Genomic DNA, 17,062 nt, shown 5'->3' with positions numbered 1-17,062 from the left:
CATGGCGGAGTTCGTCCGTTCGGACCCGAGCATGTGGGAGGCGGTGTACGCCGATCCATCCGTGCCACTCGACCGCGCGCTCGTGCGACTGATCATCGACGACCAACGACGCCTCTCGCGGCGTTGGCTCTACCCGATCGCACGTATCCTGTCGCGCGTGTTGGTCGCGCTCATCTCGATCGTGAAGCGCGTGCTGCCGTTCCGGTGGATGCCGCTCCACACGATGGACGTGCTGTGCGTCTGGTTCCTTCGACGATTCGTGTCGCCCGATGCCGTCGAGCTGCTCATCCGGCACTTCGTCGTCGAGACGAATCTCGTCAACTTCATCATCCGCAATACCCCGGTCGACATGGAACCGGTCACGTTGCGCCCCGAGGCGCTCTCGGGGCTCGGTGATCAGGCCGTCGTCGAGCACGACGTCAACGTCTACGACGTGCTCATCGCGCTCGACGCGGTACAGCTGACGCGGCCCGAGAGGCTCGACTTCACGCAGCTCGACATCCCGCCGCTCGACGCCGAACGACAGCGCCGTCGGTTCGTCCGCCTCGACATCCAGACCGCTCTGTGCTTCATGAACATCCCGTTCTCGATGGCGCTCACGGTCGAGGAATACCGACGTGCGGTGCACTCCATCCGGTTCGACGACTCGTTCCTCGAGATCCTCGCCCTCGTCACCGACGACGACACGTTCCGCCACTGGAAGCTGGCGGGCATGAGCCTCTGGATGGACTCGAACGTCGACGTGCCACGGATGGTCTATCGGCACGCGCTCGTGTGCGAGTACGCGCACGCGCGCCTCGTGAAGTTGGCCGGGGGAGAGTACCCGCGCCAGACCAGCGTCGAGTTCGACTGACGCGAGCGCTGCACCCGATCACCGAGCAATGGTGGAGGTCTAGGATCTGTCGCGTGTGGGACGCGTATGTGGAATTCGGTGAAGCCGATCGATCCAGCCTTCCGATCGAGCAGCAGCGCCTGTACGCAGTCCTCGATCTGAGGCAGGAAGTGACGTCGGGCGGATTCGACTCCTACTTCCGGTACTGGGGTGGCGACACGGCTGAGATCGCGCTGGACGCGCTGCCCGGACTGGTCGGTGAAGAGTGGGCAGTGCTGTTGCGCGACGCGATGAGCCTGATGGGGACTCCGTATCCGCGCGAGCCGGACGATCGCGCTGCGATGCTCGACGCCGGAGACTTCGACGACGCTCTCGCAGCACTCGACGACCGGCTGTATCGGCTCGAGGCCGTCGAAGACATCGACGGGAGACTCACCGCTCACTCGTACTGACGGTCGGCATCGCGGGAGCCTTCCGGAAGGGGCAGTCGGGGCCGTATCGTCGAACCAGTGACTGAGGAGGGCATCCGATGCGCAGCGTCACATATTCGATGAGTGCCTCGCTCGACGGCTACATCGTCGGCCCCGACGGCGGGTTCGACTGGAGCGTCCCGGACCCGGAGGTGTTCCGACTCTCCTTCGACGAGATACGGGGTGTCGGCGTCCACCTGATGGGACGCAAGCTGTACGAGACGATGCTGTACTGGGAGACCGTCGATCCGGGCGACCTCGACGACGCGGAGCGTGAGTGGACCACGCTCTGGAATCCGCTCCCGAAGGTGGTGTTCTCCACGACGCTCTCTCAGGTGCAGGGCAGCTCCCGTCTGGCAACCGGCAGCGTCGCGGAGGAGATCGAACGGTTGCGAGCCGAGCCCGGCGACGGTGAGATCGCGATCGGAGGCGCGACCCTCGCCGCCGAGGTGGCCGCGCTCGACCTGATCGACGAATACCGGGTCAGGGTCTACCCGGTGCTGGTCGGGGGCGGCATCCCGTTCTTCGCGCAGCAGGAGCGCCACGTGGATCTCGAACTGCTCGAGAGTCGCGCCTTCGACTCGGGGGTCGTCTACCTCCGGCATCGCGTCGTGCACTAGCACTGCAGGTCGCGCGCCTCACGATTCATCTGCTCGCGCTCGCCGCTTCGCATCCCAGGACCCGTTCCCGGTGCGCCCGGCATGGAGACCGAGACATCCCGCTGGGGCGCGAAGCTCACTGGCGACGCGATGAACGCTGCGGTGGCGATCAGGGCGAGCACCGTCAGGCCCGAACAGAATCGCGTCATGGCCGTGAAGGTTCGCTCGCCCAGCCGGCGGCGCACGACGGCGAGGAGGACGAGCCCGATCAGGCCGCCCGCGGTGTTGGTGATCAGGTCGGTGACATCGGAACTGCCGACGGACAGTGCGTACTGGGCGACCTCGAGCGCGAGGCTCGCCCCGGCGATCGCGAACGTGGCCTTCCACCATGGCCACGACGGCGCGAGCAGACCGAGGTAGAGGCCGAACGGGATGAAGAGCACGATGTTCGCGACGACCTCGGATGGTGCGCTCGCCCCGTTGCAGGCGTTGGAGACGAACGGGACGAGCTTGACCTGACGCAGCCCGCCCATGCCGAAATAAGGGACTTCGAGCTTCCACATCACGATCCAGGCGAGCAACGCGAGGTACAGCGCGAAGAGGGCGGGCAGCACGAAGCGCCGAGTGCCGCGAGTCGGATCGCCGCCGCCCGCCGTCGACGAACGCGGCGATTCGTCGACGGTCATCGGGCAGCGCCCGACGCCGCGGCGGGCAACTGCACCGTGACGCGCATCCCGCCTTCGGGGCGGCCGACGACCGTGAGAGTTCCGTCGTGCGCATTCACGATGCTCTTGACGATCGCGAGGCCCAGACCGACACCGCCATGGTCACCGCGAATGCGTTCCGTGCCCCGCTGGAACGGCTCGGTGAGCGTGGAGACCAATTGCGGCGGGAGCTGCTCGCCGGTGTTCTCGACCGTCAACGTGACCGATCCGTCGTCGACAGCGGTGATGAGCGATGCGGTGCCGTGTTCGGGCAGGTTGTGCACGATCGCGTTGTGCAGCAGGTTCGTGGTCGTCTGCAGGAGGAGCGCTCGGGAGCCGAGCGTGAGGGCGATGGCACCGGATGCCTCGATGGTGACGCCGCGCCGCTCCGCGAGCGGCAGCAGCGTCTCGACTGCCTCATCCGCGAGGAGTGACAGGTCGACGACCGCTCGGGTGAACGACCGCTGATCGGCGCGGCTGAGCAGGAGCAGCGCCTCGGTGAGGTCGATGGCCCGGGTGTTCACCGCACTGAGACGGTCGATGATTGCTGGGCTGACGTTGCTCGGATCACTGCGCGCGACCTCGAGCATGGTCTGCGTGATCGCGAGCGGGGTGCGCAGCTCGTGAGAGGCGTTGGCGGCGAATCGCTGCTGTTCGGCGACGTGCGCCTCGAGCCGGGCGAGCATGGCGTCGAAGCTGTCGGCGAGCTCGCGGAATTCGTCGTTGCGTCCCTCCAGATCGATGCGATACGAGAGCGACCCGTCGGCCGCCTTGCGCGTGGCTTCGGTGATGCGGTCCAGCGGTACGAGCATGCGGCCCGCGAGGAACCATCCACCGACCAGCCCGACGACCAGTAGGAACAAGAGGACCACAGTCACCACCGGACCGAACGCACGGATGAGATCGCCCTGGCCGGGCACGAAACCGCCGATCGTCTGGACTGCATGAGTGGGGACGTAGCGCAGGAGGTAGAGCCATACCGCGGCCAACAGCAGCACGCTCGCGACCGTCAGGAAACCCGCATAGCTGAGGGTCAGCTTGAGTCGGACGCTCATTCCTGGAGCCCTACTCATGCCGACCGGCCTCGCCCTGAGCGGCCGGCCCGATGTCGATGCGGTAGCCGACGCCGGGCACCGTGGCGATGACCCAGGGCTCGCCGAGTCGTTTCCGCAACGCCGAGACGGTGATGCGCACGGCGTTCGTGAAGGGGTCGGCGTTCTCGTCCCACGCACGCTCCAACAGCTCTTCGGCGCTGATCACACCGCCCTCCGCGGCGACGAGGACCTCGAGCACGGCGAACTGCTTGCGGGTCAACGCGACGTATCGGCCGTCGCGGTAGACCTCGCGTCGGAACGGGTCGAGGCGCAGCCCGGCGATCTCGCGCACCGGCGGCCGGTTGTGCGCACGCCGGCGATCGAGCGCTCGAAGCCGGAGCACGAGCTCCTGCAGTTCGAACGGCTTGGTGAGGTAGTCGTCGGCACCGATTCCGAATCCGGATGCCTTGTCGTCCAGCCGGTCGGCGGCCGTGAGCATCAGGATCGGCATCCCGCTGCCGGAGGCGACGATGCTCTCGGCGATCTCGTCGCCCGACGGGCCGGGGACGTCCCGGTCGAGGACGGCGATGTCGTAGGTGTTGATGCTCAACAGTTCCAGCGCCGTGTCCCCGTCGCCGGCGATATCCGCCGCGATCGCCTCCAGGCGCAACCCATCGCGGATGGCCTCCGCCATGAAGGGTTCGTCTTCAACCACCAACACACGCATGCTGGCAATGCTAGGAGTTACCGCGTATCGCGGGCGTATCCGAAACCGGATACGGGCGGGCAACACGGGGCTGCGTTGACTGGCGGCATGAGTCACCATGCAACATCTCGAATTCGGTATCGCAGGATCCTCTGGGCTGCTGTGGTCCTCATCGCGATCGTCGTCGCGGTCACGATGATGGTCGGATCCCTCGCCCGATCGTTGGCAGCGACATCCGCCGGCCCAGCTGACACGCAGCCGCAGGGTGGCATGGCGATGGCCACCGCCGACGGGGCCATCACCGAGGCCGATGGTGCGATGCCCGATGGCGTGTCCGCCTTCGACGAGCAGCATCCCGGGGTCGTCAACCTCGACCCCGACCTGCTGCAGGCCCTGCGCGACGCGGCGTCGGATGCGCGCGAGGACGGGATCGAGTTCGTCGTCAACAGCGGCTGGCGCTCGCCGGAGTACCAGGAGCAACTGCTCCGCGATGCCGTGGCCGACTACGGGTCCGAGCAGGAGGCCGCTCGGTGGGTCGCGACCGCGGAGACCTCCGCTCACGTCGCCGGAGGCGCAGTCGACATCGGTTCCTATGACGCGACCGACTGGGTGTCGGACCACGGTGCCCGGTACGGCCTGTGCCCGATCTACGACAATGAGCCGTGGCATTTCGAACTGCACCCGGAGGCGATCGATCAAGGGTGCCCGGCGAAGTACTTCGACCCCACGGAGGATCCGAGGATGCAGCAGTGACCGTCGGTCAGTCGGCCCACACCTCGTCGATCGGGAGCTCGCGCCCGAGGATGTTCGACGCCGCCCGGTGCCCGGAGTACAGCGCCGCAGGCACCGTCGCCGGGTCATCCGTCCACGTCGCCTCGCCGGCGAGGTGGAGGACGCCGCCGACGGGGGTCGCGAGGTCGTCGTGGTCGGCCGTCGTGGAGCCGACCGTCATGTAGGCGTACGAGCCACGGGCGAACGGGTCATCCTGCCACGCCGTGATGTGCACGGTGCTCGGCTGCGGCACGCGCTCGCCGTAGAGCCTGCGCAGCTGCGCGAGAACGGACTCGACGACCTGGTCCCGGTCCCAGGCGCGCGTCGCTCGAGCCGTGGGGCCCGCCGCGAAGGTCAGGAGCGTGGGCGTGCCGTGCAGGTCGGTGAGGTCGTACCAGGAGTGCCACCAGCGGCTCTCGGGTCCCTGTTGCCGGATCGCGTAGACCCCGTCGTCCCAGAACTTCGTGGGGAACCGAAGGAAGACCTTCTCGAACGCATTCATCTCGAGCCGGCCGAGTGCGCCCGCCACGGGGTCGGGAAGCGGCGGCTCGACGACGAACTCGGGGGAATGCAGCACGCCGACCGGCGCCGTCACCACGGCGGTGTCGGCCGTGAACACGCCCCGATCGGTCGTGACGACGACGCCGTCGGCCGACCATCGCACGTGGGACACGACGTGCTCGAGACGAATGTCGAGTCCGGCCGCGAGGTGCTCGGGAAGCCGGTCGTACCCGTCGGGGAACACGACCTCGTCGCCGTCGATCGAGTCGTCGTCGAGGCCGTGCGCGGCGAGATCCTCGATCCACGCCCCGTACTGCTCCTCCGCCCGATGCTCGAGGAACTCGCGCACGCGCTGGGTGCGTTCTGCGTCCCACGTCTGGGCGGCGAGCGCAGCCTCGGTCACGTCGCGGTACGAGGCATCCGGGTCGGATGCCGCCACCACCTCGACGAGCGCCGCGTCGAGCGTGCGGATGTCGCCCGTGAAACGCTGCGCCGCGACATCCGGGAGCCGCTCGCCATCGGGGCCGAAGTACGCGATCGGCCGGCTGTCGGGCTGATACCCGCCGACCGTGAACTCCACCATCGCCATGCCGAACGCCTCGGCCGCCTCGGCGACGGGGCTGCGCGTGATGCCGTGGATCCATGAGGCGCCGAGGTCGGTGACGAGCCCGTCGCGGCGATCGGTCCAGACCCTGCCGCCCACCCGGTCGCGGGCCTCGAGCACCACGACCCGGCGTCCGGCTCTCGCCAGCAGTCGAGCGGCGGTCAGGCCCGCCACCCCCGCACCGATCACGATTGTGTCGACCTGGTCTCTCACCGATTCTCCTTCGAGCGGATGCCGCATGCCCTCCGACGCTATCGGTCGACGACGCCGCGCGTGACATCGCCATCGACCTGCGGGCGGGTTCCGGGTGAGGATGGAGGCATGGACTTCATGGAGATCCGCTTCGACGGCAGGCTCCCGGTGGACCGGGACGACGTCGAGGACGAGCTGAACGACGCACTCGCCGACCTCGGCGAGGTGAGCGGGGCCGGATCCGGCGCGTTCGGGGCGCACCTCGACGTCGACATCGATCCAGCGGCGCCGCGAGACGAGGTGGTTCGCCGCGTGCTGGGCGTGCTCGTCGGGCTCGGCCTGTCGGGACTGGCCCGGATCCGCCCGGGCGACGGCACGGAGTGGATCGAGGCCTGATGGCCGACCAGACGAACAGTGCGTGGGTCAAGACCGGAGGCGGGCCGCTGATCGCCGTGCCCGAGTCGGTGCTCGAAGCCTGGCACGGGGCGGACGACGAGGATGACGATCTGGACGACGGCGTCGAGGAGGGAGTCGGCGACTACGGGCGTGCCTGCGCGGTCGCCGGGTACGCAGGGGTGATCGACGTCGGCGGTACGCCCGCTCTCGTGCTCGGCGACGACCCCGCCCCGACGACGTTCGTCTCGGAGCGCTCCCTGTTCCTCCGCGTGCCGGCCGCCGACAGCGCGGAGGCGGCGGTGGGCGCACTCGGGCGGGCACTCGAGGTTGCCAGGTGGGAGGAGGCCGCGCACTGGGACGTGCCGGGGCCCGTCGTGCTCTTCGACTCCGCCTTCGCCGCGGACGATCTCGGCAGCACCTCGTCGTTGCGCGTCGATCTCGCGCCCGGCCGCTACCGGGTCGAGACCGCCGACGTCGAGCCCGACGACGACACCTGGCTTCTGCTGGTCCGGCTGTCTCCCGAGGCACCGGTGTGACAGGGTGAAGTGCATGATCATCGACATCGTTCCCCCCGAGGCCGTGGGCCCGGTCCGAATCGGCATGACCATGGATGAGGCGAAGCGCGCGCTCGCCACCATCGACGGCCACGATCCCCAGTCGGGGTTGCCTGCGGTCTACGACAGCGGCATGTCGATCGAACTCGAACCCGCCCCCGGCGGAACGGTGGGCGCGATCGAGGTGTCCCGCCCCTACGGCCCGGTGCGCGTCGAGTACCGCGGCATCGACCTGCTGGGCACGCCGGCTGCGCGAGTCGTGGAGCAACTCTCCGAGTTCACGGAGCTCGAGGAGGACGAGGGCGGCCGCAGTTACGTGGCTCCGGCGCTCCTGCTGTCGCTGTGGCGACCTTTCGTCGAGGACGAGAACCCCGATGAAGAGCAGGGCCACTTCTTCCAGTCGGTGCTCGTTGCGCCGCCGGGCTACTTCGACGGACCGAATGCCTGAGCGCCGAGCCCCGGGCTCCGGGCCCCAGGTGGCCTGAGCAGGCCTGCACCAGACCCGGAGTCGCTGCTCTGCAGGCGGGGAGCGTGTTCAGTCGACCAGTCGCTGCGCAGCATCGAGGCTGCCGAGCGCCGCGTCGGCGTCGACGCGGGTGAGCGCGAAGGTCGCGACGACGAGGGCGGTGCAGGTCTCGGCGAGACGATCGACCTCGTCGGCCGGTCGGTCGGGGTATCTGGCCGCGATGCCGCTGCGGATGGCCGTGTGCAGTTCGCCGCGATAGGCGGCGACCGACTCGCGGACGGCCGCGTCGTGAGCGATCGGGGCGCCCGCGGCATTGATGAGCAGGCAGCCGTTCTCGGCGGTGAAGGAGTCCGACCGTTCGAGTGCCGCACGGAGGCCGGTGAAGTACTCGACGATCGCGTCAGGGGAGACCTGCGGGACCGTGAGCGGCCGGAGCCTCGGGCGGACGACCTCGTCGAGGTAGCTGTTCACCGCTGCGTCGAAGAGCCCGCGCTTGCTGTCGAACGCGTGGTAGATGCTCGAACGCTTGAGCCCGGTCGCCGCTTCGAGGTCGGGAATCGAGGCATCTTCGTACCCGTGCTGCCAGAAGACGGTGCGAGCGGCGCGGACGACCTCTGCGGTGTCGAACATCTGCTGTCGGCCCATGTGCCGGCTCCCCTTTTTGCGTAACGGTCAGTCCAGTATATATTGGAACGACCGTTACATGAAACACGGCCCACGAGGCCGGGAAAGTGAAGCAGCACGTGTCGAACGCGACCAGCACGCACATCCAGCTCATCGCCCGCCCCGAGGGGTGGCCGACCCCGGCCGACTTCCGCATCACCACGGTCGCGTACGGCGACCTGCAGCCGGGCCAGATCCGCGTGCGGAACGAGTTCGTCTCGGTCGACCCGTACATGCGCGGTCGCATGAACGACGTGCGCAGCTATGTCGCGCCGTACGCCCTCGGCGAGACCATCGCCGGCGGGGCGATCGGGCGCGTCGTGGCATCCGAGGCCGAATCGATCCCGGTCGGCAGCGTGGTGCTGCACCAGCACGGCTGGTCGGACATGGTGCAGCACGACGCGGCGACCTTCCGGGTCGTGCCCGAGCTCCCCGGGGTGCCCCTGTCGCTGTACCTCGGCACGCTCGGCATGACGGGGCTGACCGGCTACGTCGGCCTCACCGCCATCGCGGGCATGAAGCCCGGCGACACCGTCTTCATCTCGGGCGCCGCCGGTGCCGTCGGCACCGCTGCCGGGCAGATCGCGAAGCTGCTCGGAGCCGGCCGGGTCATCGGTTCGGCCGGCTCGGCCGAGAAGGTGCGCCTGCTGACCGAGAAGTACGGCTACGACGCCGCGTTCAACTACAAGGATGCCCCAGTGCGCGAGCAGCTCGCAGAGCTCGCGCCCGACGGCGTCGACGTGTTCTTCGACAACGTCGGCGGCGACCACCTCGAGGCCGCCCTCGACGTCATGAACGACGGCGGCCGGATCGCCCTCTGCGGAGCGATCACGAGCTACAACACGACGGAGAAGGCGGTCGGTCCCGACAACCTGGCGAACATCATCACCCGCGGTCTGTCGGTCAAGGGGTTCACCCTCGCGGCATACCTCCACCTCGCGCCGGAGTTCAACGGCAGGATGACCGGCTGGTTCTCGGAGGGGCGCATCGCCTACGACGAGACCATCGTCGACGGCATCGACAACACCGTCGACGCGTTTCTCGACATGATGCGCGGCGCGAACACCGGCAAGATGCTCGTGCGCGTGGGCGGCGGCACGACAGAGGACTGAGCCAGGCCGAGCGAGTCCGCCGCCAGGCTCAAGAGCAGCACGAGGCCGGACCCGCCCGCGCGGAAGCGCGCGAGGATCTCCCGTGTCGGTCGGCGAAGGATGTCGGGGTGATCGAAGGTCTTCGCGAGGGCGGCGAACGCGAGGTTGAACGCGATCGGCAGAACGATCAGCAGAATGCTCACGACATGAGACGTCGTCATCGACGCTCTCCCTCCACCGCTGGGGCGTCCATGCCCACGAGCTCGGCGCTCACCCGCCAGAGACGCTCGGCGTCAGCGCGGTCCTCGCCGCGCCTCGACGGGCGCACGCGCCTGCTGTTCGAGAAGAATCCGCCGGTGACCTGTTCGAGATCGGGCGCGGTGGCGAGGTGGATCGAGGTCGCCGCGCCCTGAGCGGGTGTCTTCATGAAGGGCTTGAGCACGGGCACGATGAACCGCTGCACCGCTGCGGGATCCTCTGCGCCGAAGGCGGTGCGCACCACTCCGGGATGCAGGGCGTTGGAGGTGACCAGAGTGCCGCGCAAGCGTCTCGCCAGTTCGAACGCGAACAGCACGTTCGCGAGTTTCGACTGGTCGTAGGCGCGCGACCCCGAGTAATTGCGCTCACCCTGCAGGTCGTCGAAGTCGACACGCCCGGTGCGATGCGCGTTGGAAGAGACTGTGACGACACGCGATGGTGCGCTCTGCTTCAGCCGGTCGAGGAGGAGGTTCGTCAACAGGAACGGCGCGAGGTGGTTGACCGCGAACGTGCGCTCGAGTCCGTCGGCTGTGAGATGCCGGGTCTGCCAGAACCCGCCGACGTTGTTGACGAGCACGTCGAGGCGCGGCAGGCGTTGCAGCACCTCGTCGGCCAGACGCCGCACCTCGGCCTGCGAGGAGAGGTCGGCGACGAAGGCCTGCACGTCTGCGGCGCCCGCCTCGCGGACCGTCCGTGCGATCGCGTCGGTGCGCTCTCGATCCCGACCGACGATCGCGAGCTGCATGCCGGTTCGGGCGAGTCCGAGCGCGGTCGCCTTGCCGATGCCGCCGGTCGCACCGGTGATCAGCGCGACACGCGAGCGCGACTCTTCGGATCGTCGTGACATGGCGGACTCCCTCCATGCGAACACCACCAGTATGGTCCGGATGTCTCGCAGAGTGGTCGAGCGCGGTCGACCACCCGGATCACGCTCGCGCGAACGCCCGCTCCAGTCGGCTGAGCCCCTCTCGGATCCTGGCGGGTTCGTACGTGGTGAACGAGAGTCGCATCGTCGAGGCATCCGGCCGCTCCGCATAGAACGGAGCGCCCGGCACGTACGCCACGGACTGCTCGATCGCCGCTGCGAGTCGGTGTGTGCTGTCGTGCCCGGTCGGCAGCGTGGCCCACACGAACATCCCGCCGTGCGGGGTGCTCCATGTGCTCCCGGCAGGGAGCGTCTGAGGCAGGGCGGCGAGCATCGCGTCCCGGCGCTCGCCGTAGGCCGCGCGGATGCGGTCGAGGGCGGTCTCGAGGCCGCCACCGGTCAGGTAGTGCGCCGCCGCGGCCTGATCGACGGTCGAGGTGTGCAGGTCAGCGGCCTGCTTCGTCACGACCACCGCGGAGTGGAGATCGGCAGGAGTCCGGATCCAGCCGAGCCGGAGACCGGGGGCGAGCACCTTGGAGAAGCTGCCGACCGTGATGACGTGCTCTTTCGCCAGGGCTGCGAGGTACGGCATCGGCTCGCCCGAGTAGCGCAGCTCGCGGTACGGCTCGTCTTCGATGATGCGGAAGCCGTGTCTGGTGGCCAGCCGGGCGAGCCCTTCGCGCGTCGTGAGCTCGAGGGAGCCGCCGGTCGGGTTCTGGAACGTCGGCACCGTGTACATGAGCTTCGGGCGGTGCTGCTCGGCAAGAGCGTTCAGCTCGTCGAGGTCGATCCCCTCGGCGTTCATCGGCACGCCGATGATGCGCGCCCCCGCCATGGTGAAGGCCTGAAGTGCCGCGAGATAGCTCGGTCGCTCGACCAGCACCACGTCGCCCGGGTCGAGCAGTGAGAGCGCCAGCAGGCTGAGGGCCTGTTGCGATCCCGTCGTGATGAGGATCTCGTCGCGCGTCGTCGGCAGACCTTGTGCCGTGTAGCGATCGGCGATGAACTCGCGCAACGCCGGGTTGCCTTCGCTGGTCGAGTACTGCAGGCCGCCCGGATCGATCAGGGCCGCGTCGAACGAGCGCCGGAGGCCGTCGAGGTCGAAGAGCTCGGGGGCAGGCAGGCCGCCGGCGAACGAGATGACGTCGGGGTTCTCGGTGAGCGCGAGGAGATCGCGCACCGGCGACCGCGTCGTGCCGCCGGAGCGTTGGGAGAGACGGGGGAGTGGAGCGTGCATGGTACCTCACCGGCAGAGTGCGGGAACGTCGGGATCTGATGGCCGTCTCGATCGTGTCCCCGGCCGGGCGAGGCCGCCGTCGTGGTCGGATGGCGCGCTCGTAGCTTTACGGTACAGAATGTATCGTATGGCGGCAACGGTGTTGGGGCGACCACGGCACGAGAGCATCGATCGGGCGATCCTCGACGCGGCGGCGCGCATCATCGAGGTCGAGAACTACCGGGCCCTCACGATCGGCCGGGTGGCTCAGGATGCCGCGACGACGCGTGCTGCCGTGTACCGACGATTCCGCACGACCGCAGAGCTCGCGATCGCGGTGCTGAGCGACCGCTTCGGCACCGATCCGGGCGTGGACACCGGGGATCTCGAGACCGACCTCCGCACGATCCAGCGCCATCGGTTGGAGCTGTTCACCCACCCGCTCATCGTGCGCGGCCTCCCGGGCCTGATCGACGACCTCTCGCTCCAACCCGATGCAGCACGGCGCTTCTCCGAGGAGTTCCTCGGCCCTCGGCGCACGGCGACGACGCGCGCCGTGCAGCGCGCGATCGATCGCGGGGTCGTCGAGGCATCCGTCGACGTGGAATGGATCAGCGACCTGCTCACCGGACCGCTGCTCATGCGCGCGCTGCTCCCCGGACTGCAGGCGATCGACACCGCCCTGATCGAGCACACGATCACCGCGGCGCTCGCCGAACTCGACGGGCCCGGTCGGCGCCTCAGGTGACGGCGTCCTCGATCATCGAGAACACGCCGATCAGGAACACGAGCAGGCCGCCCGCGATCCAGAGCCACTCGACGCGGCGCGACATCCGTCTGCCCTGCTTCGCGACACCGGGTGGTGGGCGACGGATCACCGGCGCACCCTCGGCCGACGACGCCACGTGGGTGGAGCCGAGTCGTTCGTCGCGCCAGCGCTCCCATCGCGACACGCGCTCGGTCAGTGCGTCGACGACGGAGAACAACCACACCCAGGTCGCCGGATCGAGGGTGGAGAGGTCCTTGCGCGAGTACAGGAACAGGTGGTCGTCGACGATCTCGACGTCGAGTTCCGCCACGGTGTCGATGAACGCGGCCATCACGTCTGGTGTGAACAGGTAGAGCGCATCCGACTCGTACTCCTCGGGGCAGTAGAGCTCGAAGTACCGGTCGAACTCGCCTTCGAGGCGCAGTCGCTGACGCCGAGCGAACTCGACCGGCAGATTCCGGCGGCCGAGCGCGTTATTGCCCTTCGCGTCGAGCACGAGGTGCGGCAGAGTCACCGGCAGTCGTACCGCGACGTATCCCCATCGGTGGCGTTCCCGGCCCTTGCCCTCGCCTGTCGTGGAGTGATGGTTGGCGATGGAGACGGGATGCCTCCCACCCCGCGCCATCACGTCGTAGGCGAGCTCCGTGCCGCCCCGCGTGAAGATCATTCCCGGCAGCGCGGGGCCCGGCTGCACCGGTGCATACGTCATGCCGTTCGCCGCAGCGAACCGGTGGAGACGGTACTGGCGCCGACCGGCGCGTCGGACGAGCGCGCGGACGACGAGCGCTGCCGACACCGCGACGAACCCGAGATACGGCAGGAGCAGGAACCATGCGGCGAAGCCTTCGCCCGGGTCGGAGGGGGACAGCAGATCATCACCGAGCAACGACGTCCAGAAGACGAGCAGCACAAGGGCCGCGACGAGCAGCAGGCCGGTCGGCCAGAAGATCGCAGCGAGGTTCGGCCGGATCGAGGGCGGCAAGCGGTTCCGGAACGCCGTCAATGCTGCCCGGTCGATGCGCTCCTCGAGCGCCGTCGTGTCCAGGCGCGTCCCCGTGGACGTCGTTCCGCGCTCAGCCATGGCCGTCATTCCGTCGGCTCGGGGTCGGCGGAACCGAGGTCGAGCTGCGGATGATGAGCTCGGGTTCGAAGAGGAGCTCGCCGCGATGCACGGTCCGGTGCTTCAGCAGGCGGGTCATCACCGGCACGACGGCTTCGGCCAGCCGCTCGAGCGGCTGCCGCACCGAGGTCAGCGGCGGGTCCGCGTAGTCGAGCGGGTAGACGTCGTCGTAGCCGACGATCGAGATGTCCTCCGGAACGCGCAGCCCGCGTCGTCGTACGGCTCTGACGGCTCCCAGCGCGATCTCGTCGCTCGCCGCGACGATCGCCGTCAGGGGCGAGTCGTCGAGCAGTGCGGTCGTCGCCGAGATGCCCCCCTCGATGCTGTACTCGTGGCGCACGACGTGGAACGGGCCGTCGTCACCACGCATCCGCAACGCGGCGATGAAGCCCTCCACGCGCAGCTCGCTGGGGCGATTGCCGACCGGTCCGGCGGCAAGCCCGATGCGGCGGTGACCGAGGTGCCAGAGGTGGTCGACCGCGAGCTCGGACGCCATCAGGTCGTTGGTCGACAGGCCGGGCGCCGGCACTCCGGGGAAGTTGCCGTTGATGCAGACGAACGGGATGCCTCGGCTCGTGAGCAGGCGGTGGACCGCCGGCTCCGCCTCTTCGAGGGTGTTGCTGGCGGAGACGAACACCACGCCGACCGCCCCGGCATCGATCATCGCGGTGACGAAGTCGAGCTCCTGCGTACCGCCGACCGGCGCGGAGCAGATGACCGCCCGCAGTCCCTGAGGCCCCAGGGCGGCGGCGATGCGATCGGCCAGATGCGCGAAGAACGGATCACGGATGCCGGGGGTCACGAGCAGCACCAGGCTGCCGTGCGTCGGTCGCGTGTAACCGACGCGGCGCATCGCCTCCTCGACCACGCGGCGGGTCTCCGAGGCGACGACGGAGGGGTTGTTGACCACTCTGCTCACCGTCGCCTCGCTGACTCCGGCCGCCTCAGCGACGGCTGCCAGGCCGACTTTGGCCATTCGGCTCCCCTTTCGACACGACGTTCTCGATCACTCGCGCTCGAGGTGGACGAGCACGGCCGTCTCCGGGCGCAACGCCGGAATCTCCACCCCGGATGTCATCAGGATGCCACCCGGCAGCGCCATGGGAACGGGGGAGAAGAGTCCGTACGCGCCGATGCCGTCGACCTCCGCCAGTTCGACCTCCGTCATCCCCGGCATCTCGGCGCGAACCCGGTAGCGCGAGGTCGCGTCGAGTCCGGGCAGTCGCAATCGAAGCGTCGAGTCGGGTCCGTGCTCTGCGGCGATGATCGTGTAGAACGCCTCGGATCCGTCGGCGGCGACCACGCCGCGCACGACGGCGTCCTGCCCGGCACGGTCGCCGTTGACGACCTCGCCCGTGTGCAGCAGCTGCCGCAGGCCGACGTAGCGCTCGATCCATCCGCGGAGTTCGGCGAGCTCCTCGGGTGCGGCGGTCGTGAGGTCCCATTCGACGCCGAGATGGCCGATCAGGGCCACTGCGGCACGGAACGGCAGCGGATGCGTCCTGCCGGTCGTGTGCGACGTCGGCGACGCGATGTGCGATCCGATGAGTTCGGGGGGCAGCAGCAGGCCGGTGCCGGTCATGATCCGCATCCGATCGAGCGGGTCCATGTTGTCGGAGGCCCACACGCGATCGGTGTGCTCGATGACCCCGCGATCGACGCGGCCGCCGCCCGAGCTGCAGCTCTCGATCTCCAGGCCGGGGTGCGCGGCCCGGAGCTCGTCCATCAGCCGATAGGTCGCCAAGGTCTGACGATGCACCGCGGGCGTGAGGTCGCGCCCGCTGCCGGCCTCGACGAGATCGCGGTTGTGGTCCCACTTGAGGTAGCCGATGCGCGAATCCGAGAGCAGTGCCGACAACCGGTCTCTGAGGTACTCGTACGCCGCGGGATCGGTGAGGTCGAGCAGTTGCTGGTTGCGCCCCTCGATCGGCAGCGTGTCGCGCGCCCGCATGATCCAGTCGGGGTGTGCGCGAGCGACGTCGGAATCGAGGTTGACCATCTCGGGCTCGACCCAGATGCCGAACTGCATGCCCAGGCCGGTGACGAGCGAGACGAGCGGGTCGAGGCCGTTCGGCCACACGGCGGGATCGGGGATCCAGTCGCCGAGGCCTGCGCGATCGTTGCGACGCCCGAGGAACCAGCCGTCGTCGAGCACGAACCGTTCGACTCCGAGGTCTGCCGCGATCGTGGCGAGCCGGGCGAGCTTGTCGAAGTCGTGGTCGAAGTAGACGGCCTCCCAGACATTGAGGGTGACGGGACGCGCCGATCGCGGATGGTGCGGCCGGGCGCGCAGCGACGCGTGGTGACGGGCTGCGACGCCGTCGAGTCCTGTGCCGTATGCGGCGTAGACGACCGGTGATCGATATTCCTCACCGGTCGCGAGCACGACCTCTCCGGGCAGGAGGAGCTCGCCGCCGCCGAGCACTGCGGCGCTCGACGTGCGCTCGAGGGAGTGCTCGTGATTGCCGCTGAAACCGACGTGCATCGACCAGACCTCGCCGTGGCGGAAGGTGAAGCCGGGTGTGCCGGCGCAGAGCAGGAGCGCCGCATCGAAGCCGGTGCGTCCACGACGGGATTCACGCGAGTGCACGCCGTAGCCGACGGGGAACCGCTGCGGCCACCGCTCGTTGCCCCAGCGTCCGGCGAAGTCGAGCCCCTCGCTCGCATACGTCGGCACCGGGAGCACGAGTCGCAGCGCGTCGAGACGGTACGGGTCGGCCGAGGTGTTGCGGATCGTGGCCTGCATGGTCACGATTCCGGATGCCTCCATCTCGATGCCCAGTTCGAGCTCGAGCGCGGCCCAGTCGTCACGTGCGCGGATCTCGAGTCGACCCGCTCCGCTCGAGACCGTGTCGTCGGTTGCGATCACCCGGCCGTCGAGGACGGTCTCGACCACGGTGAAGCGCGGAGACCAGGCGCCGCCGTCGCGGCTGCCGACCACGCCGGGCCTGCCGAACCATCCGTCGCCGTGCTCCGGCACGATCGTGAGCGCATGTCGCGTGTCGGGGCCGCTCGACGTGGCCACCTGCTCCGCGACGATGCACGCGATCTGGAGTTCGTCGGGCGTGAGTTCACCGAGCTCGCGGCCCCAGTGCGTCACCTCCGGCAGACCCGTGGGGTGGATGCGCAGGAGCAACGAGACGCCGGCGGAGGTCAGGTGCACTACCGAATGAGACATGCTGCAAGTATCAAGCAAGATCTTGCATTGATCCAGCAGAACTTCCGTCCCGCGCGCGCTCGCCAGTCCGCCT

Annotated in this window: 19 protein-coding genes; 9 read left to right on the top strand and 10 right to left on the bottom strand. The window is 68.8% G+C overall.

Annotated features, from left to right (window positions below; translation table 11 throughout):
• Window position 1 precedes the first annotated feature (1 nt).
• The 3 genes from JOE59_RS07890 (at window position 2) to JOE59_RS07880 (ending at window position 1,922) form a co-directional block, all read left to right on the top strand.
• Window positions 2-853, top strand: coding sequence for a DUF6999 family protein (locus JOE59_RS07890; protein ID WP_179549887.1), 852 nt, complete (start codon window positions 2-4; stop codon window positions 851-853).
• A gap of 53 nt (window positions 854-906) precedes the next feature.
• Window positions 907-1,284, top strand: a complete 378-nt coding sequence (locus JOE59_RS07885) for a DMP19 family protein (RefSeq protein ID WP_204459665.1) — start codon at window positions 907-909, stop codon at window positions 1,282-1,284.
• Window positions 1,285-1,361: 77 nt separating this feature from the next.
• Window positions 1,362-1,922 (top strand): dihydrofolate reductase family protein, encoded by a 561-nt coding sequence (locus JOE59_RS07880; protein ID WP_204459664.1) that lies wholly within the window; start codon window positions 1,362-1,364, stop codon window positions 1,920-1,922.
• Here JOE59_RS07880 and JOE59_RS07875 read toward each other — a convergent pair.
• From JOE59_RS07875 to JOE59_RS07865, 3 genes are read right to left on the bottom strand one after another with little or no spacing between them, the layout of a single operon-like run.
• Window positions 1,919-2,587: a VanZ family protein gene (locus JOE59_RS07875; protein ID WP_204459663.1), complete on the bottom strand. Its 669-nt coding sequence runs from the start codon at window positions 2,585-2,587 to the stop codon at window positions 1,919-1,921. The genes JOE59_RS07880 and JOE59_RS07875 overlap by 4 nt on opposite strands.
• Window positions 2,584-3,660 (bottom strand): sensor histidine kinase, encoded by a 1,077-nt coding sequence (locus JOE59_RS07870; RefSeq protein WP_275581142.1) that lies wholly within the window; start codon window positions 3,658-3,660, stop codon window positions 2,584-2,586. Before JOE59_RS07870 ends, JOE59_RS07875 begins: the two co-directional genes overlap by 4 nt.
• Window positions 3,661-3,670: 10 nt before the next feature.
• Entirely contained in the window at window positions 3,671-4,366 is a 696-nt protein-coding gene (locus tag JOE59_RS07865; RefSeq protein WP_204459661.1) for a response regulator transcription factor, read from the bottom strand.
• Between the two features lie 297 nt (window positions 4,367-4,663).
• On the opposite strand from JOE59_RS07865, the gene JOE59_RS07860 reads away from it, so the two are divergent.
• Window positions 4,664-5,098 carry a M15 family metallopeptidase gene (locus JOE59_RS07860; RefSeq protein ID WP_307836999.1) on the top strand — a complete coding sequence of 145 codons (435 nt, stop codon included), beginning with the start codon at window positions 4,664-4,666 and terminating at the stop codon, window positions 5,096-5,098.
• Between the two features lie 7 nt (window positions 5,099-5,105).
• Here JOE59_RS07860 and JOE59_RS07855 read toward each other — a convergent pair whose 3' ends face one another.
• Entirely contained in the window at window positions 5,106-6,461 is a 1,356-nt protein-coding gene (locus JOE59_RS07855) for a flavin monoamine oxidase family protein (protein ID WP_204459659.1), read from the bottom strand.
• A gap of 81 nt (window positions 6,462-6,542) precedes the next feature.
• On the opposite strand from JOE59_RS07855, the gene JOE59_RS07850 reads away from it, so the two are divergent.
• The 3 genes from JOE59_RS07850 to JOE59_RS07840 are packed head-to-tail and all read left to right on the top strand — an operon-like array spanning window position 6,543 to window position 7,811.
• Window positions 6,543-6,809: a hypothetical protein gene (locus JOE59_RS07850; RefSeq protein WP_204459658.1), complete on the top strand. Its 267-nt coding sequence runs from the start codon at window positions 6,543-6,545 to the stop codon at window positions 6,807-6,809.
• Complete coding sequence (locus tag JOE59_RS07845; RefSeq protein WP_204459657.1) at window positions 6,809-7,345, top strand: Imm21 family immunity protein; 537 nt, start codon at window positions 6,809-6,811, stop codon at window positions 7,343-7,345. Before JOE59_RS07850 ends, JOE59_RS07845 begins: the two co-directional genes overlap by 1 nt.
• A 13-nt stretch (window positions 7,346-7,358) precedes the next feature.
• Window positions 7,359-7,811 (top strand): hypothetical protein, encoded by a 453-nt coding sequence (locus tag JOE59_RS07840; RefSeq protein WP_204459656.1) that lies wholly within the window; start codon window positions 7,359-7,361, stop codon window positions 7,809-7,811.
• 87 nt (window positions 7,812-7,898) lie between these two features.
• Here the strand turns inward: JOE59_RS07840 and JOE59_RS07835 are convergent, their stop codons facing one another.
• The gene (locus JOE59_RS07835; RefSeq protein ID WP_204459655.1) at window positions 7,899-8,474 is read right to left on the bottom strand and encodes a TetR/AcrR family transcriptional regulator; all 576 of its coding nucleotides are present in this window, start codon (window positions 8,472-8,474) and stop codon (window positions 7,899-7,901) included.
• 98 nt (window positions 8,475-8,572) lie between these two features.
• Between JOE59_RS07835 and JOE59_RS07830 the strand changes: the two genes are divergently transcribed.
• Window positions 8,573-9,604 (top strand): NADP-dependent oxidoreductase, encoded by a 1,032-nt coding sequence (locus JOE59_RS07830; RefSeq protein ID WP_204459654.1) that lies wholly within the window; start codon window positions 8,573-8,575, stop codon window positions 9,602-9,604.
• Window positions 9,605-9,800: 196 nt separating this feature from the next.
• Here JOE59_RS07830 and JOE59_RS07825 read toward each other — a convergent pair whose 3' ends face one another.
• Both JOE59_RS07825 and JOE59_RS07820 read right to left on the bottom strand, forming a co-directional pair.
• The gene (locus JOE59_RS07825; protein WP_204459653.1) at window positions 9,801-10,688 is read right to left on the bottom strand and encodes an SDR family oxidoreductase; all 888 of its coding nucleotides are present in this window, start codon (window positions 10,686-10,688) and stop codon (window positions 9,801-9,803) included.
• Between the two features lie 79 nt (window positions 10,689-10,767).
• A complete protein-coding gene (locus tag JOE59_RS07820) occupies window positions 10,768-11,886 on the bottom strand; it encodes an aminotransferase-like domain-containing protein (protein ID WP_204459652.1) in 1,119 nt (372 codons plus the stop codon).
• Window positions 11,887-12,070: 184 nt separating this feature from the next.
• Here JOE59_RS07820 and JOE59_RS07815 point away from each other — a divergent pair, with 184 nt between their 5' ends.
• Window positions 12,071-12,670 carry a TetR/AcrR family transcriptional regulator gene (locus tag JOE59_RS07815; RefSeq protein WP_204459651.1) on the top strand — a complete coding sequence of 200 codons (600 nt, stop codon included), beginning with the start codon at window positions 12,071-12,073 and terminating at the stop codon, window positions 12,668-12,670.
• On the opposite strand, the gene JOE59_RS07810 is transcribed toward JOE59_RS07815, so the two are convergent.
• The 3 genes from JOE59_RS07810 to JOE59_RS07800 are packed head-to-tail and all read right to left on the bottom strand — an operon-like array spanning window position 12,663 to window position 16,989.
• A complete protein-coding gene (locus JOE59_RS07810) occupies window positions 12,663-13,772 on the bottom strand; it encodes a hypothetical protein (RefSeq protein ID WP_204459650.1) in 1,110 nt (369 codons plus the stop codon). The genes JOE59_RS07815 and JOE59_RS07810 overlap by 8 nt on opposite strands.
• A complete protein-coding gene (locus JOE59_RS07805; protein WP_204459649.1) occupies window positions 13,765-14,787 on the bottom strand; it encodes a LacI family DNA-binding transcriptional regulator in 1,023 nt (340 codons plus the stop codon). Before JOE59_RS07805 ends, JOE59_RS07810 begins: the two co-directional genes overlap by 8 nt.
• Before the next feature lie 30 nt (window positions 14,788-14,817).
• The gene (locus JOE59_RS07800) at window positions 14,818-16,989 is read right to left on the bottom strand and encodes an alpha-galactosidase (RefSeq protein ID WP_204459648.1); all 2,172 of its coding nucleotides are present in this window, start codon (window positions 16,987-16,989) and stop codon (window positions 14,818-14,820) included.
• Window positions 16,990-17,062: the final 73 nt, after the last annotated feature.

Source organism: Agromyces cerinus (assembly GCF_016907835.1).
GTDB lineage: Bacteria > Actinomycetota > Actinomycetes > Actinomycetales > Microbacteriaceae > Agromyces > Agromyces nitratus.
The sequence above is the reverse complement of the archived record's forward strand: the minus strand, read 5'-3'. Positions and strand labels throughout refer to the sequence as shown.

Coding starts and splice junctions, on each gene's coding strand:
- JOE59_RS07890 (WP_179549887.1), top strand. CDS start 2: ATGGCGGAGTTCGTCCGTTCGGACCCGAGCATGTGGGAGGCGGTGTAC.
- JOE59_RS07880 (WP_204459664.1), top strand. CDS start 1,362: ATGCGCAGCGTCACATATTCGATGAGTGCCTCGCTCGACGGCTACATC.
- JOE59_RS07875 (WP_204459663.1), bottom strand. CDS start 2,587: ATGACCGTCGACGAATCGCCGCGTTCGTCGACGGCGGGCGGCGGCGAT.
- JOE59_RS07870 (WP_275581142.1), bottom strand. CDS start 3,660: ATGAGCGTCCGACTCAAGCTGACCCTCAGCTATGCGGGTTTCCTGACG.
- JOE59_RS07865 (WP_204459661.1), bottom strand. CDS start 4,366: ATGCGTGTGTTGGTGGTTGAAGACGAACCCTTCATGGCGGAGGCCATC.
- JOE59_RS07860 (WP_307836999.1), top strand. CDS start 4,664: ATGCCCGATGGCGTGTCCGCCTTCGACGAGCAGCATCCCGGGGTCGTC.
- JOE59_RS07855 (WP_204459659.1), bottom strand. CDS start 6,461: ATGCGGCATCCGCTCGAAGGAGAATCGGTGAGAGACCAGGTCGACACA.
- JOE59_RS07850 (WP_204459658.1), top strand. CDS start 6,543: ATGGACTTCATGGAGATCCGCTTCGACGGCAGGCTCCCGGTGGACCGG.
- JOE59_RS07845 (WP_204459657.1), top strand. CDS start 6,809: ATGGCCGACCAGACGAACAGTGCGTGGGTCAAGACCGGAGGCGGGCCG.
- JOE59_RS07840 (WP_204459656.1), top strand. CDS start 7,359: ATGATCATCGACATCGTTCCCCCCGAGGCCGTGGGCCCGGTCCGAATC.
- JOE59_RS07835 (WP_204459655.1), bottom strand. CDS start 8,474: ATGGGCCGACAGCAGATGTTCGACACCGCAGAGGTCGTCCGCGCCGCT.
- JOE59_RS07825 (WP_204459653.1), bottom strand. CDS start 10,688: ATGTCACGACGATCCGAAGAGTCGCGCTCGCGTGTCGCGCTGATCACC.
- JOE59_RS07815 (WP_204459651.1), top strand. CDS start 12,071: ATGGCGGCAACGGTGTTGGGGCGACCACGGCACGAGAGCATCGATCGG.
- JOE59_RS07810 (WP_204459650.1), bottom strand. CDS start 13,772: ATGGCTGAGCGCGGAACGACGTCCACGGGGACGCGCCTGGACACGACG.
- JOE59_RS07805 (WP_204459649.1), bottom strand. CDS start 14,787: ATGGCCAAAGTCGGCCTGGCAGCCGTCGCTGAGGCGGCCGGAGTCAGC.
- JOE59_RS07800 (WP_204459648.1), bottom strand. CDS start 16,989: ATGTCTCATTCGGTAGTGCACCTGACCTCCGCCGGCGTCTCGTTGCTC.